We start from the raw sequence: 15,072 nt of genomic DNA, 5'->3' as shown, positions 1-15,072 counted from the left end.
AGACTTCATGCCATTCGTCAATATTCGGATCACCAAGGAAGGCGCCACCGCAGAGCAAAAGAAGCAGCTCATCGAGGGTGTGACCGACCTCCTCCACGATGTCCTTGGCAAGAACAAAAAGACCACCTTCGTCATCATCGACGAGGTGGACACTGACAACTGGGGGATCGGCGGAGAAAGCGTCACCGATCTGAGAAAGAAATAAAAAAAGGCCGCCCACCCGGGCGGCCTTTTTTTAATTACTCTTTGTGGGGCAGATCAATCTGACTTACGCTCAATCCAAGCATCGATTCTCCCACAAGAAAATTCAACTATATCACCTTCAACTATATCCCCAGGCACATCGGCATCGATTTCGACGAGAATATCACCTATAGATATAATTGAATTTTCTTTATTAAAAAGATGCCCACATAAGTCATGACCATCTCCGACAGAATGCTTGGTTATATAAGGCGCGGTTCCGGGCGCAGCCATACATCTCTTTGCATCAAGGGTATAAAGCTCAGAAACAATGTCACCAATTTGGGCAGAACATGGATGACAAAAGCACCAACAAGAATACTTTCCGTCGGACACTAGGATCGACGCTTCTTCAGCATCTCTTGATAGCCATTTAATAGCTTGAATCTTCACCAGCGTATCTCGACGCCCCCCTCTAATCCCACCCGGGCGGCCTTCCTATTGTCTCGCTAATCTTTGAGCCGAATCGTCATTCGCACATCCGCGACGATGGCCCGTTCGTGGTTGACCAGTACAGGGTTGAACTCGGCCTCCCATACCTGCGGGAGATCGAGGGCCAACTGAGACATGGTCATGATGATCTCTTCCAGCGCCTCAAAGTTTACAGGCTGCTCGCCCTTGATGCCCTTGAGGAGCATGTAGGACTTGATCTCGCGCACGATCTCAAAGGCGTCCTGTCGTGACAGCGGGGCCAGTTTGAAGGAGATGTCCTTCATGATCTCGACATAGATACCGCCCAGACCGAACATCAGCATGGGACCGAACTGTTCGTCCCGTTTGAAGCCAATGATGACTTCCTTGACGCCCGGAGGGGCCATTTCCTGCACCAGACAACCTGCAATATAGGCCTCCTGGCGCATGCGCTGGGCGCGGGCGGTGATAGACTTGAATGTCTCCATGACCTCGGTGGCATTCTGAAGATTCACCTTGACGCCGCCCACGTCGGATTTGTGGGAAATGTGAGGTGAAGCGATCTTGAGGACCACGGGATAGCCGAATTCTTCGGCGGCGGCCACAGCCTCGTCGGACGAACGGGCCAACACGGTCTTGGGCGTGGGCAGGCCGTATGCCTTGAGCACTTCCTGCGCCTCAAACTCCACGATCTCTAGCTCCCGCCGCTTCTCGTGTGCCTTGATGACCTTCATGGCGCGGTCAACATCGCCCTTCACCTCGGCGTACCTGGCTTCGGGACGATTCTTCCACAGATAAAATTCATACATGGCTTCAATGGACCGAACGGCAGGCTCGGGGAATGCGTAGCAAGGGATGCCAGCCTCCATGAGCATTCTGCGCGCCTTGGCAATGCGCCGCTTACCCATGAAACAGGCAAAGACCGGCTTGCCGCATTTGCGCGCCGTGCGGATGACGGCCTCGGCCGTTTCCTCGATCTCCACGGCAGCCGTAGGAGTGAGCATTGCCAGAACGGAATGAACCATGGGGTCCTCGGCAACCACATCAAGCGTACGACGATATCGCTCTGCGTCTGCATCACCGATGATATCCACCGGGTTGTAGAACGCTGCATAACTGGGGAGAAATTCCTGCAGCTTCTGAATGGTCTTCTGAGACAGAGCCGCCATGGTCAGGCTGGAGCGATCCGCCGTATCGGCCGTGAGGATGCCGGGGCCACCGGAGTTGGTCACCACGGCAAGATTCGGCCCCTTGGGCAGGGGCTGATTGGAAAAGGCCTGCGCCAGATTGAAGAGCGACGCCACGTCGCCCACGCGAATGACGCCGGACTGGTGGAAGGCAGCGGTGTAGGTCTGATCCGACCCGGCAATGGCACCGGTATGGGAGGATGCAGCCTTGGCACCGGCAGCAGTGGTGCCGGACTTGATCATGATGACGGGCTTGTTCAGGCAGGTCTTTCGAGCGGCCTTGAGAAAGGAATCACCATGTTCCACGTTCTCGATGTAGCCGAGGATGACCTTGGTGTCGTCGTCCTTATTCAGGTAGTCGAGCATCTCGGCCTCGCTCAGGAGCGCCTTGTTGCCGAGACTGACGAACTTGGAGAAACCGATATTCTCACCAAGGGCCCAGTCCAGAATGGCCACACAGAGCGCACCGGACTGAGAGAAAAATGCGATGGAGCCGGGATTGGGCTGACCAGCGGCAAAGGAGGCGTTCACGCCCACGGCCGTGTTCATCATGCCCAGACAGTTGGGACCGAGCAGCGCCATGCCGTGCTTTTCGCAGACTTTGATGATGCCCTGCTCGACGTCATAGCCTTCCTTGCCCACTTCCTTGAATCCGGCAGTAATGACAATGGCGGACTTGGCACCGATCTCGCCCAGCGCCTCCAGCGACGGGATGACGTAATCGCGCGGCACGGAGACCACGGCCAAATCAAGGCCGCGGGGCAGGTCTGCGATATCGTTGACCACCTTGAGACCTTCGATCTCGGTGGCCTTGGGGTTCACGGGAAATAGTTTACCCTTGTAACCGGCTCCGATCATGTTGGAGACGATGGTATGCCCCACCTTTCCGGGTGAAGCAGACGCGCCGATAACGGCCACGGTTTCAGGATAAAAAAAGGCGTGCAGTTGTTCCTTGGTGCTCAAGGTCGACTCCCGACTTTGTAGAGGTTGAAATGACCTAGAGACCCTAACCCGAAACCGGGGTCGGAACAAGGGCATGAGACATGCGGAAATGGAATCAGTGAAAAGACCGCCATACAGCAGCCCAATTGATGATAAAGGGAAAAATAAGGGGCAATCATTGTGAATCGCCCCTACACAGGATTGTTACCCTTCTTTCTTCTCACCCTTCTCTTTCTTGTCCAGAGCCTTGGAAGCAGCGGCGGCCACCTGCGCCTCCTGCTCGGGAGTCAGCTCTTCATCACGGGACATATGGACCGAGACACGCGGCTTGGCGAACTCGATGCCAGCCTCAGCGAATTCCTTGCGCATCTTGGCAAGCACCAGTTTACGCAGGGTGAACTGTCCGCCGGGCTTGGTCATGAACTTCACGCGCATACGCATGCCGTATTCTTCCATGGCCTTGACGCCCTGGCTCTTGATGTCGTCCAGCATGAACTCGTTCAACTCCGGAACGGAGCGGATTTCCTTGTTGATCTTCTTAATGATCTTCTTGACCTGCTGAATGTCCGTATCGAACGGCACCAGATACTGCAGCTTCATGATAGCCCAGTCGCGGGTCATGTTCTGGATTTCCTTGATGGAGCCGAACGGGATTGTATAGAGCGGCCCCAAATGGTGGCGGAGTTTGAAAGAACGCACGGAAATCGCTTCGACCTGACCTCGCGCGCTGCCTACGATGATGTAGTCGCCGACGCGGAAGGCATCGTCCATCAGAAAGAAGATGCCGGAGATGATATCCTTGACTAGTGTCTGCGCGCCGAAACCGATAGCGATACCAAATACCGACGCACCAGCGATAAGCGGTCCGATATCCACGCCCATGGAGGAGAGGATGATCAACACGGTAATGACCGTAATGGCCGCAAAGATGAACTTCTTGACCAATTGCAACAGGGTCGAGAAACGGTCACCACCGGGACCACCGCCGCCTTCGCCGTCGCCATGCCCGCCATCATGATCGCCCTGCTTCTCTTTGAGCTTCTTCTCGATGTAGTTGGAGATGAAGACCCAGAAGATATAGGCAAGGACCAGCGTCAGCAGAATATCGATACCGGAGCTGACCAATGCACGACCGAACCAGATATCGATACCCCACGAGCGGAGCAGAATGAACACGGTGGCTGCGGCAACCAGAAAGCGGAAACCAACAGACAGGAACCGCTGAAATTTCGTAATGGACCGTTTGCCATCCTTTTCCACATTCTCGGCCTCGTCCAAGGGAACGTCAGCCAGATTGGCAGCGAATGCCACAAGGCGTTGTGTGCCCCAATCGGCCAGCAGATAGCCGGGAAGAATAAGGAGTGTGATGACGCCGGTCATCATGGCTTCCTGCCCGAAGACTAGCAGGGCCACGACCCAGAAAGCCCAAAAGAACATGGCGTAGCAGATAACACCCACATGCCAGGACCCGGCCAGTTGATGGCGCAGAGAGTCTTCCGACGTTGCCCTGCGAATGGAATCTGCCACCCGGCGGCTGTTCCACAGAGCGAGTAAAGAAATGGCGCAGGCAACAATGAAACCGGTGATAGCAAGAATCAGGAGAAAAACGAGTTCACTGCCATGCGTCATCCGCACCAGACTGCTCGTGATGGTCCCGAGAGCTACGACCCAGACGAGACGCAACACCCACTTATTGATGTACTGCGCAGTCTCATCCGTCATTGGAAGGAAACGCAATGCCGGGACTTTCGGAGCCAGAATCATCCGGGTCACGGCGCGAACCACCTCGACAATGACCATAGCGCCGAGCCACGCAAAGATGACCGGACGCCCTTTGGCCGGTTCATTGAATATGAGCAGGTACGGAATGAGCGTAATGATGGTCATAGTAGTGACCGCCATGAAATCAAAGGCGGCGCGGGCCAACAGCCTGCCGATCTTTGCTGGAACCGATGCGTTCTCGGCAACATCTTCAATTCGGACGCGCAGCTTGTCGTACAGGTAGGTCACCAGATAACCGGACGCGATCCACATGATGGAGATAACGACAAGGCCCAGCAGCAGATGCCCGGGGGGATGAACGCCCTTTCCGGTAAATGCGCTCCGGAGCGCATCGGGCAGGAGTCTGGGAGCGGAGGAGGAGCCTGTAAACAGATCAGACAGCCGAGTCCTCACCTTCTGGAGAAAATCCTTAGCTTTGAAGACTGCTCCGGCCACGCCCTGCGGCTCATCTACAGCGGCAGGCGCAACGGTTTCTTTCTGCAGTTCGGTAATGAGAATCCGCCGAACCTGTTCGTCGCTCATGCCCGCGAGGATTCCCTTCACCTGCTCCGGCGTAGCGTTCTCTGGAAGAACTACTTCGCTGCCTTTTTTCTCGGAAGACGCCCCCGTAACCAGCATCGCGGCGGCCCCGGATACGGCCATGGCGGAAGGTGCGGTCAACAAGCAGATGAGAACAGCGGCGGCGATAAAACGGCACAGGCGAATGGACATGATTTCTCCTGAAAACGGATATTCTTTTGGTTTCAATCTGTTCCTCATAGCAAAGGTGGTATGTGGTCGCAAATTGAAAGGCACGAAAAATGAGTCAAAGGGCAGCCCTTCGGCTCCCCTTTTTTTGACCATTCCGTGTCGTAACGGCAAGTTAAATTATGCTGATTTTATGGGATTTTTTATTCCTCAACACTGACCGAAAGAGAAATCCCATCTCCCGGCCCTTCATAAATAAACAACTGAGACGTCTCCTCACCCACCATGGTCCGGAAATCGGGCAGCCAATCCGTTTCGCCAAAGGTATGCATGGGAACAAACACCTCTGCCCCTGTCTGGCGGTAGGCCTCCACGCCTCCACCCAGATTTTCCAGCCGCTTGTCCACATTGGAGAAGACCACATGCGGCTTGAAATCCCGCACCCGGTCCATGGCCTCCTTGAAAAAGTTGGCCGTGAACGCAGCCTCCTGCGCCGAGGCCGTCTTCCATATCCATTTGGCAAGATCGCCGCCGTAATAGAAACGGAAACCGTCGGCATCCACCAGATAGGCCACGCCCAGATCATTGGACATGAGAGTTTCAACTGTGAGGCCGTTGTATTCGTAGGTTTCATCCGGCTCGACCATAATGCCGTCTGCATCTTCGGGGATAACGCCGGGACGCATATCCGGCACATCATCGGGGTAGATGTAATGCACGCTCGAAGCAGTGGCCGCCATGGTAACCATATCGTCGTTGAGATGATCGTCGTGGCTATGGGAGATCAGCACGAACAGATCGGTGTCGCGCACCTGCTCGCGAACAAGGGCCTCGGCCCCGTCCGGCAGATGGGATACATTGGGATAATCAAAAAGATATGCCCGGGCGGGCGTCTTGAGAACAAAACAACTGTGATGAATATAGGTGATGGATATATCCATATCGGCTCCATGGGTTACGTTTACCCATTCATATCAGAAGCAGCTGTCTGTGTCCCGCTCACCCATCTCCGGGATGTTCTCGCCCCGGCTCGGTGGAGAGACAGAACTCTCCTCCCGACACCAGCCGGTGCCCCCGCTCCGGATAGAAATACATCCAAGCGGAAATCTTTTCACCGGATTGAAGACGCACCCGAACTTCCTGGCGCTGATAAAACCGGGGATGGCCCTCCAGCATATCAAGACGGCGTAATGTATCGGTGTCGATACGGTACACCTCGCCCTGAATGGAACTCACCGAGTCCCGCTGATACACCGAGGGGAATTCGTCCACATACAGCCCATACCGCTCCACGGTCTTGGCCAACCCGACGAACTCGGCATCCTGAAGAAAATAGTGATTGGGGAACCCCTTTTTCAGGGTTCCATAGACGAATATGGAGTGCTGTCTTATGGCAGCATGACTGGCTTCTCGGGCCACATGCCCTCCGCGTTCATGACAAATTTGAACATTGCCGCGGTCCCAGGTGAACAATTATGTCCATCACGGCGAGGCCTCCACGACCGGTCCATTTGCAGCGCGGGAACTCCAACCCCCTATAATGCCGCAGGATTCCGGCCGATTCATCGGCCAACCATCACCTTGTCTGTCTTCCCAGCCCAGCTATTGAAGACTAGAGTTACAAGGATCGGGCCAAGACAGCCGTTTTATGAAAGGGAATTACTTGATGCCGGGAAACGACACGACGAACGAGCTGCCGCTGCCCAAGGTGGATTCAACGGTGATGGAGCCACCGTAACGGGTGATGATAGCCTTTGCCATGGCCAACCCAAGACCGGAACCACGGAACGCAGAATCGGATTCCTGCGGCAACTGATGAAACGGCTCGAAAATATCTTCCAAAGCACTCGCTGGAATGCCATGCCCCGTATCAGATACGGTTATCCGCACCTCACGCTTATCCGGGCTCTCAACAGAGACTGTCACGACTCCAGCTTCCATGCTTCGAATGGCATTATCCAACAACGTCTTGAGCAACTGCTTCACCATGGCTTCGTCCACCCTCAGGTCAGGCAGATAGTCCGGCAGCTCAAGGGCGATATCAATGCCGGCCTTTCCATCCAACAGGTAGCGGCTGGCATCCACGGCTCCGGTGATCAGATCGCCAGCATCGATACGACGATCATGCCACTCCATTGTCCCGGCCAGGATGCCGGAGTACGCCGTAAATTCATTGATGAGAGTGCTCAAATCCTCCCGCTCCAGATCATGTGGAGATTGCAGGTCGTAGGAGACCATGGTCAGAAATGAACTCTTGATATCATCGAGCCGGAACAAACGGGCATTGGCCTCCTGCAGCTCTGTGGCCTGACGTTCAAGCACGGCGGTACGTTCATCTACCAACTGCTCCAGCTCGTTCCTGTAACGGCGCATCTCCGTGATATCGAGAAGGCAAATTAGGTCGGCCGGGAGGCCTGCCATGTTGACAGTCTTGGAGTGAATCTCCACCCACTTGATCTTGCCCGTAGTGGTAATGGCGCGCCACGTATAGGTCTCAATGGCGTCCCTTGCCCCGGTCTGTTTCTTGTGCGCCTGCTCCATAAGCATGGCCTGATCGTCCGGATGGACGAATCGCATGAAGCCCTTGGGCGGCAATGCCATCATATCTTCTATGGATGTCTCAAAAATATCGCAATACGCCTGATTGGCAAACTTGACCTCATAATCCTGCACGACACAGATGCCAAGGGAGGACTGCTCGGTCACCGTCCTGAACCACTCCTCACTCTCTTCGAGTTCCCGGTTCATGAGTTGGTTGCTCAAGGCGTCCGAAATCCTGCGCCCCACTTCCTTGAACAGACGAAAGTCATCGTCGCTCCATTCTCTGCTTTTGGAAATCTGCTGCACGCCCATGAGCCATGGATCGCCTATCCGGGGATAGAGCGGCACCACCATCATGGACTTCACGTTGAATTTCTCTACAGCCGTGGGGGGAACCGGATGCTCCCCTTCGGGGCTGAACCCCACAGGTCCGGTGCTGGACAATGCGGCCGCAAAAACACTGCGCATATCGTCGTTCACGGCAACAGTTTCACCATCCATGGACCTGACATCATCGTCAGCTCCCGTGGTTTCAACCATGATGCGAACATGCGTGGTCTTGGGATCACATGGGGTCGAGAGCCAGCTACGCTCAACGTCAAACGCCTTTCTCACGGTCTCCATGACCTCATGGAGCATGGTGTCGAGATTTCCACGGCGACGGATGTCCCTGTCGACGCGCTCCATGGTTTCCAGGAAATGGATGTGCGCATAGCGGTCCTGCTCGGCCTTGCGACGCTCCGTCACATCAATAATCACCCCATCGAGGGTCAACTCACCGCTATTTTTACCCGTACGGGCCTGTCCACGATCATACACCCATCGCGTACCGCCATCCTCGCACATCAATCTGTATTCAAGGGAGTATGGACGGCCATGTTTGGCGTCAGCCCAGAGGACCTCATTCACCCAACTGACGTCGTCAGCATGGATAAGGGAAAGGAAGGAACGCTTCCGTTCCATGAAATCTGAGGCAGGATAGCCCGTTAATGAAAACACGGAATCACTGATGAATGTAACATCCCTTTCGCCATCCATCGTGCACTGATAGACAACTCCCGGCAGGTTTGCCGCCAGTGTTTTGAACTGGGCCACCCGATCAGCCAACAGCACTTCGGCCGCACGGCGATCCGCCACCATCTGATTGGCTGCTTCGGCCAAAGCCTTGAATTCGCTGTATCTGAGTTCTTCTGGGTTTACGAAATCACCAGTGGAAGAGGCCCTGTTCCAGACATCGGTAAATGACCGGATAGTGTCCTGTAGATTGTGGGCAAAACGAATGGAAGCAGCATACGCCAGAATACTGAGCAGCAAGAGGACGACGAATACAATCCCTCCACGAGAGATCATCTTGTCTTTCAGAAGCATTCGGTTCTGGTCGATAATGACTTCAACATCATCAACATAAACCCCGGCTCCGATGTACCACTTCCAGTCAAGGATGGGCATGACAAAGCTGATCTTCGGGGACTGCCGTTTGCCGTTAAACCGCGGCATGACATAGCTGACATATCCGCCCCCCCGCTTGGCTGCCGCAACCAGCTCCTGAACGATAAGAACACCGTTACTGTCAGTCACGTTCCACAGTTTCTTGCCTTTGGCGGGGCCGATCATGGAGACACCACTCCAGGTGCCGCCGAACAGGTACCCTTCTTCACCATAAGTGATCTCTTCCAGCTCTGTCACAACGCGTTGACGCACCTCCATCTCCGCAATTTCCATGCAGGCACCGGAGACAATACGCATGGCAGGCGACTCCGACTGTCGAACAGTCAGCATAAAGGTGAACACCGTGCCATCGTCCATGGAAATCACGACACGACGTTCCCCGAAGTGAAGCCCGACCAAGGACTTCATAAGATAATCGATGTCCAAGCCTTTGGGATAGTAGTCCAACAGTAGAAGCGTCTTGCCATTGTCAGCCAGTTCGACCAACAGATCGCCCCGATGCGCGCTTCCAGAGCGCGCCATGTTCATGACAGCCCGTGAAATACTTGAGGGGGGAAGTCCATCACGCGACAACGCGTCTATCAACCCGGAAACACGCTCGGCACGACTCCGCACGCCTTCCACCAGATCAGTCATCTCCTCATGACGGATCTGATCTACCAGAGCAAAAGCCTTCTGAACTTCCTGTAAAACCAGAGTCTTTCGTTCTGCAAAATAGTCGGATCGCAGTTGATCGGATTCTTCCTGAAAATCCAAATACACCCACGAGGCCCAAAAGCCGCCCACCAGCAAAATGGACAGCCATGAAACCACGACCATCCTGACCAGACTCAGCTTGCCTATGGACGAAACACGATACACTCGGCCCACTCCCCCGCCCCGGGCATTCCAATGACCCGACCGCTAAAAAAAATACTCTTGCTTAAAGTAGTTACACATTCTGCCTTTGAAACACCAGCCTATTATATCCTTACCACTTCTCCCCACGCATTTTCCCTTGACCACCCTCCCCACACTGGTATAAAAATCACCTCCCGTTTCGCCGGAATAGCTCAGTTGGTAGAGCAACTGATTCGTAATCAGTAGGTCGTCGGTTCAACTCCGATTTCCGGCTCCAACGAAATTAAGGGTTTAGCTTTAAGCTAGACCCTTTTTTTGTTGCCCTGCATAGTTTTTGGGACAAATTTGGGACAATCAAATGCCACGCACGCTCATAGGACTATTCGCAAGCCGGTAAAATCGAAAAGCAGTTAGATCATGCATGCCACCCAAAGCTAACAACATATCCAAATTATTATCCAATTCACAGGCACACCTCATTGAGTAAACAGATAATGAGGCAATCAAAGCGCGAATCCGTGCTCTGCCATAGTGTTTATGTCACTCATCAAAATATGTCTTATTTGGCGAATAAAACTGCCAAATAAGACATATTTTTTATTATCCATAGCCGTAACCATCTGATTTCACTCTTTTTAATATTTGGCACACTTCTCGCCTTATACAGTGCAACCAACGGCAACAATCAACCCAAGGAAACACTGTGCGATTGCTGGAAAACATCATTCTTCGGGTGGCTGAAAACGACAGAGCTGATTTTGAATCGCTTATGCAGGGGCTGGCTAAGGAAATCAGCAAAGATTCAGATGGAGTAGAAGTGTCCTTCTATTGGAACTCAACACTCGAATCCGATGTTTGTATCCAACTTACACGAGAAGTTGGTTCCAACACCAGAAGCGCATCATCTCTAGGAGTACGCCTTGCCGCTTCACTTAAATCATTCGGCTTAGTGGATCACACTTGTTGGGTTGAATGGGAATGGGGTGACTAGGTCCATTTCCAAACGCCAGAAGAACGGAGGCTGCCATGAAGACAACATTACCCGACGACAACGGCTACGGGGAGAGACAATGTGCTGTGATCATTTTTCTCATCCTCTTATCAGTACTCGTTGCATTCATCAGCTTTGGCTCCAATCGAGACGACACGCCCCGTAAATCCAAAGCAAGACCGGGAACTGATGAAGTCAACAAACATTCCTCCGATTCACTCAGCCAGAGGCTACCAATTTTGGACAATGCAAACCTAATTACAACCGCACACTAGGAGCAACATAATGAACATTCTTATCATAAATGGAAGTCCAAGGATAAACGGAACAACCTCTACTATTGCTAACGCCTTTGGCACTGCAGCCACAAGTAATGGCAATGAGGTTCGCACACACATTCTAAACGACATGCGGGACATTCGTGGTTGTCAGTCCTGCGCTAAGTGTTTTGAAGCCGGGCATTGTGTCCTCAAAGACGACTTCACCAAGGTGCTTGAAGATCATCACTGGGCAGATGTCATCGTTTGGGCCACCCCAGTCTACCTTGATGACATGAGCGGCATCCTCAAGCTGTTCGCGGACAGAATGCTGTTCAGCAACGTGAAGCCCGAATTCTATGCGGACTTCGAAAACCCTGTTTACGGACGCTTTGCTCCTGGAAAGAAGTTCGTGCTCATTCAAACTCAGGCTGCCCCCGCCGGTACATACAAGGCGCTTTTCGACAAGTGCACCATCATTATGCGCGATACTGGCATTCACGACTGCCACTGGTTGGAATGCACCCAGCTCTGGATTCAGCCTGAAGCGATTCCTGGCCACGATCAGCGAATGATCGACTACGAACAACTGGCTCAGGATTTGGCAACCGACATCTGCGGTCAGAAGTAGATACTCCCCTCCCCTAGGGCACCTTGCAGCACCTGTGGGGTGCCCACTCTCACACAACCAACTGTCTCGAGGTAACAAGCAATGCACAACAGACTGCTATTTCTAGACAATATCAGAACGCTCATCATTCTGATGGTTGTAATTCTTCACGCGGCATGCGCATACGCCATCATCATTCCCTGGTGGCCGGCCCAAGAATTTCCAAAGCCGCTTTTCTACACCTTCCTCATCATGTTCTTCGATATCTTTTGCATGCCCACATTATTTTTCATTGCAGGATATTTCTCCCCCTCCTCCATCAAACGGCACGGCACCAAAAGATTCGTTTTCAGAAAGCTGAAACGTTTGGGAATTCCATTCATTATGCTGGGATTGTTCTTCGTTCCCTACCTCTCCTACCTCGGCTACTTCGGACGAACAGAGTCCCCCAAAGGATTCTTTTCAATGTGGTGGTACCAGCTGAAGAACGCAATGACCCCAGAAGTTGTACTGTTCGACTCACCCGAGATAGGCATCGCCCACATCAACGATTACTCCGTTTGGCATTTGTGGTTCCTGACCTTGCTTCTGATGTTTTTCATTCTCTATGCAGTGATCGTCAAAATCAGTCCGAAATTGCTCCAAGGAAAAATGCCCGACCAGTCCAGTCGAAGTATCATGACGGCCATGCTTGTTGCTGGAGTGATAGCCATGCTCACAGTGACAGGTATTAATCTGATCATTCCCGTTTGGAGCTGGCTGAAATGCAGCGGAATTTTCATGGTCCAACCAAGCAGAATTGGACTCTACCTCACCCTGTTCTTCCTCGGCACATGGGCCTCGACCCAGAACTGGTTTTCTTCAGGCAAATTCCCTCTCCCGTTTGGAGTTTGGTTGACCATGGGAATCCTCTCTTTCGCGATGCTCATCTTCATCAGTAAGGGGATCATGGAAAACACAGGTCCTGCACCATTGGGCCTTGCAGTTGCGACAGGAGCAGTACGCTCCGTGGCCGCCCTCAGCTGGCTCGGCACGCTGATCAAAGGCACACAGTTATGGTGGAATTCACAAGGACGAGTATCCAGAAGCCTGAGTAGAAGCTCCTATGACATTTACCTGTTGCACATGCTCTTTGTTATCGGCGTGCAATTCCTGGCCATAGGTTTGCCAGTCCCATACTTCTTCAAGTTTCTGATAGCCGCCGTCTCAGGCGTTTTGATCAGTTGGTGGCTCAGCCGACAACTAGTTTCCCCATACCCCAAAACAGCTATCGGCCTTCTAGTTGGAGCATGGGGACTGGCTTGTGTTGTGATCTAAAAAGCAACTCATCATTACGATGTTTTCAACCACAAGGAGATACAAATGAGCAGCGTCAAGATTCATGGTGATCCCAAGACAGAAAAGAAGGAAATGCGGTTGTCCCTTACCGTTCTCGCAACGCTCTTGATCTTAGTCTTTGTCCTGTTCCCCTGGGTGTATGGGGCATGGCTTGAACCAATGATTTACGATCCTTGGAAGGCAGAAATGAATAATCCAACAATCAGTAGTAGCGAAAACGCTCAATAAACGGAGACGCACCATGATTGCCTTTACGTTTGCAAACATCTCTCGAGCCATAAGAAGCGAATGCTTAAATAGGCTACCCAGAGACAACAGCTATGCCAAAACGATCGGCGGCATCTGCCGCAAGCAATTTGGCTACATGACCCAATCTCAGGCAGATCAGCATCCCCATGCCAAGACCCCTCGAATTCACGGTATCTGTTGGATCGGATACGGCACAGGCAACTCTGAAGAAGCACGAAACTTCTTCGGCAACATCCTTGGTCTGGAGGCCTCAACTGCAGATCGGGACATGTTCAAATTGGACGAAGAGCTTTTCCTTGAAGCTATTGGGCCAGACAGCCCTTACGCAGAATATATGAAACGCCCAATAGTCGCCTTCAAGGTACACGACGCAGCGACTGCCAAAGAAGCATTCGAAGCCAAAGGCATCGAGTTCATCACCGACGTATTAACCAATGACGGCTATGACTTTGCCTTATTCAAGGGCCCAGACGACAACCTCTTTGAGCTGGTTTCACCACATTACGTAGGCTAATTCAAAATATAAGGAGATTCCATGTCCAACTGCACTTCCACTTGCGATTCTTCCCAAACCTCAACTCTTGTTTTTTCATGCTCTGGTGCAGCTGATGTTGGTGAGGTGACCGACCAGGCGGCTCGAGAACTCGCCCGCACAGGCACGGCCAAAATGTTCTGCCTCGCTGGTGTCGGAGGCAAAGTATCCAACATCATGAATACCATCAAAGCGGCGGATAAACTTATTGTCATCGACGGCTGCCCATTAAATTGCGCCAAGAAGACTCTCCAAGATGCTGGTTTCACCGAATTTGAGCACCTTCAGTTGACCGACCTTGAAATGACTAAAGGAACGACACCGGCAACAGAAAACAACATAAAAAAAGTCGTGAACGTAATGCTAGATCGCGTCTAGCCATGCAGGGGACAAGTCATGGCTGACACCTTGCTCCAGATTTGGGGAGGCCTTTTTTACCTCCTCAACAAGATCTGCTTCTCAAAAGTGGAAAGGGCATCTGGAACAGCGAAACAAAATGGCTGGCGGGTGAGATCCTGGATTGTATACCTGACAGGACTCCCCGCCTGGGTGTTCATCTTTGTTTCGGAACGCGACTGGATTGCCGCAGCCATAGAATCTGGTGGAGCTCCGGCGATGATTTCTGGTTTGATATTGGCAGCAAGAGGCGATGGGACTGAACCCAAATGGCTCAACATGTTAGCTAAATTTTCTATCTTCGCAGGACTCGGGCTGAGTATCCATGAATATGGCGGAATAACGAATATCAGCCAATTCCTGGAGTTGGGAATAGCTTCGGGTTTTCTCATCGGAACCTATCTGATGGCACGCAATTCCCAACATGGGTACCCTTGGCTGATGTTGGGAAACATAAGCTGCGCCGCATTAATGGGACTGGAAGGATACTTCATTCTCATGGGGCAACAACTTGTTTCCCTTGTTTTTGTCGTTGATGCTTATGTGGTACGCATAAAAAGCAACCTGACCAATCGTGTTTCGGATGGCCTATGACCATAGCTAATTCAATTCTTCTG

The 15,072-nt window shown here is 52.5% G+C and carries 15 protein-coding genes and 1 tRNA gene; 10 read left to right on the top strand and 6 right to left on the bottom strand.

Going from position 1 to position 15,072, the window contains the following annotated elements:
* The first annotated feature begins 7 nt into the window (after window positions 1–7).
* Window positions 8–205, top strand: a complete 198-nt coding sequence (locus HFN16_RS10730; RefSeq protein WP_168890748.1) for a 4-oxalocrotonate tautomerase family protein — start codon at window positions 8–10, stop codon at window positions 203–205.
* A 53-nt stretch (window positions 206–258) separates the two neighbouring features.
* On the opposite strand, the gene HFN16_RS10725 is transcribed toward HFN16_RS10730, so the two are convergent.
* From HFN16_RS10725 to HFN16_RS10700, 6 genes are all read right to left on the bottom strand, one after another.
* Window positions 259–636 carry a hypothetical protein gene (locus tag HFN16_RS10725; RefSeq protein ID WP_168890747.1) on the bottom strand — a complete coding sequence of 126 codons (378 nt, stop codon included), beginning with the start codon at window positions 634–636 and terminating at the stop codon, window positions 259–261.
* Between the two features lie 56 nt (window positions 637–692).
* Window positions 693–2,804 carry an acetate--CoA ligase alpha subunit gene (gene acs, locus HFN16_RS10720; protein ID WP_168890746.1) on the bottom strand — a complete coding sequence of 704 codons (2,112 nt, stop codon included), beginning with the start codon at window positions 2,802–2,804 and terminating at the stop codon, window positions 693–695.
* 183 nt (window positions 2,805–2,987) lie between these two features.
* Entirely contained in the window at window positions 2,988–5,276 is a 2,289-nt protein-coding gene (locus HFN16_RS10715; RefSeq protein ID WP_168890745.1) for a mechanosensitive ion channel domain-containing protein, read from the bottom strand.
* Window positions 5,277–5,455: 179 nt separating this feature from the next.
* The gene (locus HFN16_RS10710; protein WP_168890744.1) at window positions 5,456–6,193 is read right to left on the bottom strand and encodes an MBL fold metallo-hydrolase; all 738 of its coding nucleotides are present in this window, start codon (window positions 6,191–6,193) and stop codon (window positions 5,456–5,458) included.
* Window positions 6,194–6,251: 58 nt separating this feature from the next.
* Window positions 6,252–6,671 (bottom strand): gamma-glutamylcyclotransferase family protein, encoded by a 420-nt coding sequence (locus HFN16_RS10705; protein ID WP_210772187.1) that lies wholly within the window; start codon window positions 6,669–6,671, stop codon window positions 6,252–6,254.
* Between the two features lie 240 nt (window positions 6,672–6,911).
* Window positions 6,912–10,103 carry a cache domain-containing protein gene (locus HFN16_RS10700; protein WP_168890743.1) on the bottom strand — a complete coding sequence of 1,064 codons (3,192 nt, stop codon included), beginning with the start codon at window positions 10,101–10,103 and terminating at the stop codon, window positions 6,912–6,914.
* 180 nt (window positions 10,104–10,283) lie between these two features.
* Here HFN16_RS10700 and HFN16_RS10695 point away from each other — a divergent pair.
* The 9 genes from HFN16_RS10695 (at window position 10,284) to HFN16_RS10655 (ending at window position 15,049) form a co-directional block, all read left to right on the top strand.
* Window positions 10,284–10,359, top strand: a tRNA-Thr gene (locus tag HFN16_RS10695).
* Between the two features lie 426 nt (window positions 10,360–10,785).
* Entirely contained in the window at window positions 10,786–11,073 is a 288-nt protein-coding gene (locus HFN16_RS10690) for a hypothetical protein (RefSeq protein WP_168890742.1), read from the top strand.
* Window positions 11,074–11,108: 35 nt separating this feature from the next.
* Complete coding sequence (locus HFN16_RS10685) at window positions 11,109–11,348, top strand: hypothetical protein (RefSeq protein ID WP_168890741.1); 240 nt, start codon at window positions 11,109–11,111, stop codon at window positions 11,346–11,348.
* Between the two features lie 10 nt (window positions 11,349–11,358).
* Window positions 11,359–11,961 carry a flavodoxin family protein gene (locus HFN16_RS10680; protein ID WP_168890740.1) on the top strand — a complete coding sequence of 201 codons (603 nt, stop codon included), beginning with the start codon at window positions 11,359–11,361 and terminating at the stop codon, window positions 11,959–11,961.
* Window positions 11,962–12,042: 81 nt separating this feature from the next.
* Window positions 12,043–13,257 carry an acyltransferase family protein gene (locus HFN16_RS10675; RefSeq protein ID WP_168890739.1) on the top strand — a complete coding sequence of 405 codons (1,215 nt, stop codon included), beginning with the start codon at window positions 12,043–12,045 and terminating at the stop codon, window positions 13,255–13,257.
* A gap of 45 nt (window positions 13,258–13,302) precedes the next feature.
* Window positions 13,303–13,506, top strand: a complete 204-nt coding sequence (locus tag HFN16_RS10670; RefSeq protein WP_168890738.1) for a hypothetical protein — start codon at window positions 13,303–13,305, stop codon at window positions 13,504–13,506.
* A gap of 13 nt (window positions 13,507–13,519) precedes the next feature.
* Complete coding sequence (locus HFN16_RS10665; RefSeq protein ID WP_168890737.1) at window positions 13,520–14,041, top strand: VOC family protein; 522 nt, start codon at window positions 13,520–13,522, stop codon at window positions 14,039–14,041.
* A 21-nt stretch (window positions 14,042–14,062) separates the two neighbouring features.
* A complete protein-coding gene (locus tag HFN16_RS10660; protein WP_168890736.1) occupies window positions 14,063–14,437 on the top strand; it encodes a putative zinc-binding protein in 375 nt (124 codons plus the stop codon).
* Window positions 14,438–14,455: 18 nt separating this feature from the next.
* Window positions 14,456–15,049: a hypothetical protein gene (locus tag HFN16_RS10655; protein WP_168890735.1), complete on the top strand. Its 594-nt coding sequence runs from the start codon at window positions 14,456–14,458 to the stop codon at window positions 15,047–15,049.
* The last annotated feature ends 23 nt before the right edge of the window (window positions 15,050–15,072 follow it).

Origin of the sequence: Pseudodesulfovibrio sp. zrk46 (assembly GCF_012516435.1) — a bacterium.
Taxonomy (GTDB): domain Bacteria; phylum Desulfobacterota; class Desulfovibrionia; order Desulfovibrionales; family Desulfovibrionaceae; genus Pseudodesulfovibrio.
The sequence above is the reverse complement of the archived record's forward strand: the minus strand, read 5'-3'. Positions and strand labels throughout refer to the sequence as shown.

Excerpts from the sequence above, each read along its gene's own strand:
- HFN16_RS10710 (WP_168890744.1), bottom strand. The coding sequence starts at position 6,193 with ATGGATATATCCATCACCTATATTCATCACAGTTGTTTTGTTCTCAAG.
- HFN16_RS10730 (WP_168890748.1), top strand. The coding sequence starts at position 8 with ATGCCATTCGTCAATATTCGGATCACCAAGGAAGGCGCCACCGCAGAG.
- HFN16_RS10715 (WP_168890745.1), bottom strand. The coding sequence starts at position 5,276 with ATGTCCATTCGCCTGTGCCGTTTTATCGCCGCCGCTGTTCTCATCTGC.
- HFN16_RS10665 (WP_168890737.1), top strand. The coding sequence starts at position 13,520 with ATGATTGCCTTTACGTTTGCAAACATCTCTCGAGCCATAAGAAGCGAA.
- HFN16_RS10675 (WP_168890739.1), top strand. The coding sequence starts at position 12,043 with ATGCACAACAGACTGCTATTTCTAGACAATATCAGAACGCTCATCATT.
- HFN16_RS10670 (WP_168890738.1), top strand. The coding sequence starts at position 13,303 with ATGAGCAGCGTCAAGATTCATGGTGATCCCAAGACAGAAAAGAAGGAA.
- HFN16_RS10655 (WP_168890735.1), top strand. The coding sequence starts at position 14,456 with ATGGCTGACACCTTGCTCCAGATTTGGGGAGGCCTTTTTTACCTCCTC.
- HFN16_RS10685 (WP_168890741.1), top strand. The coding sequence starts at position 11,109 with ATGAAGACAACATTACCCGACGACAACGGCTACGGGGAGAGACAATGT.
- HFN16_RS10680 (WP_168890740.1), top strand. The coding sequence starts at position 11,359 with ATGAACATTCTTATCATAAATGGAAGTCCAAGGATAAACGGAACAACC.
- HFN16_RS10660 (WP_168890736.1), top strand. The coding sequence starts at position 14,063 with ATGTCCAACTGCACTTCCACTTGCGATTCTTCCCAAACCTCAACTCTT.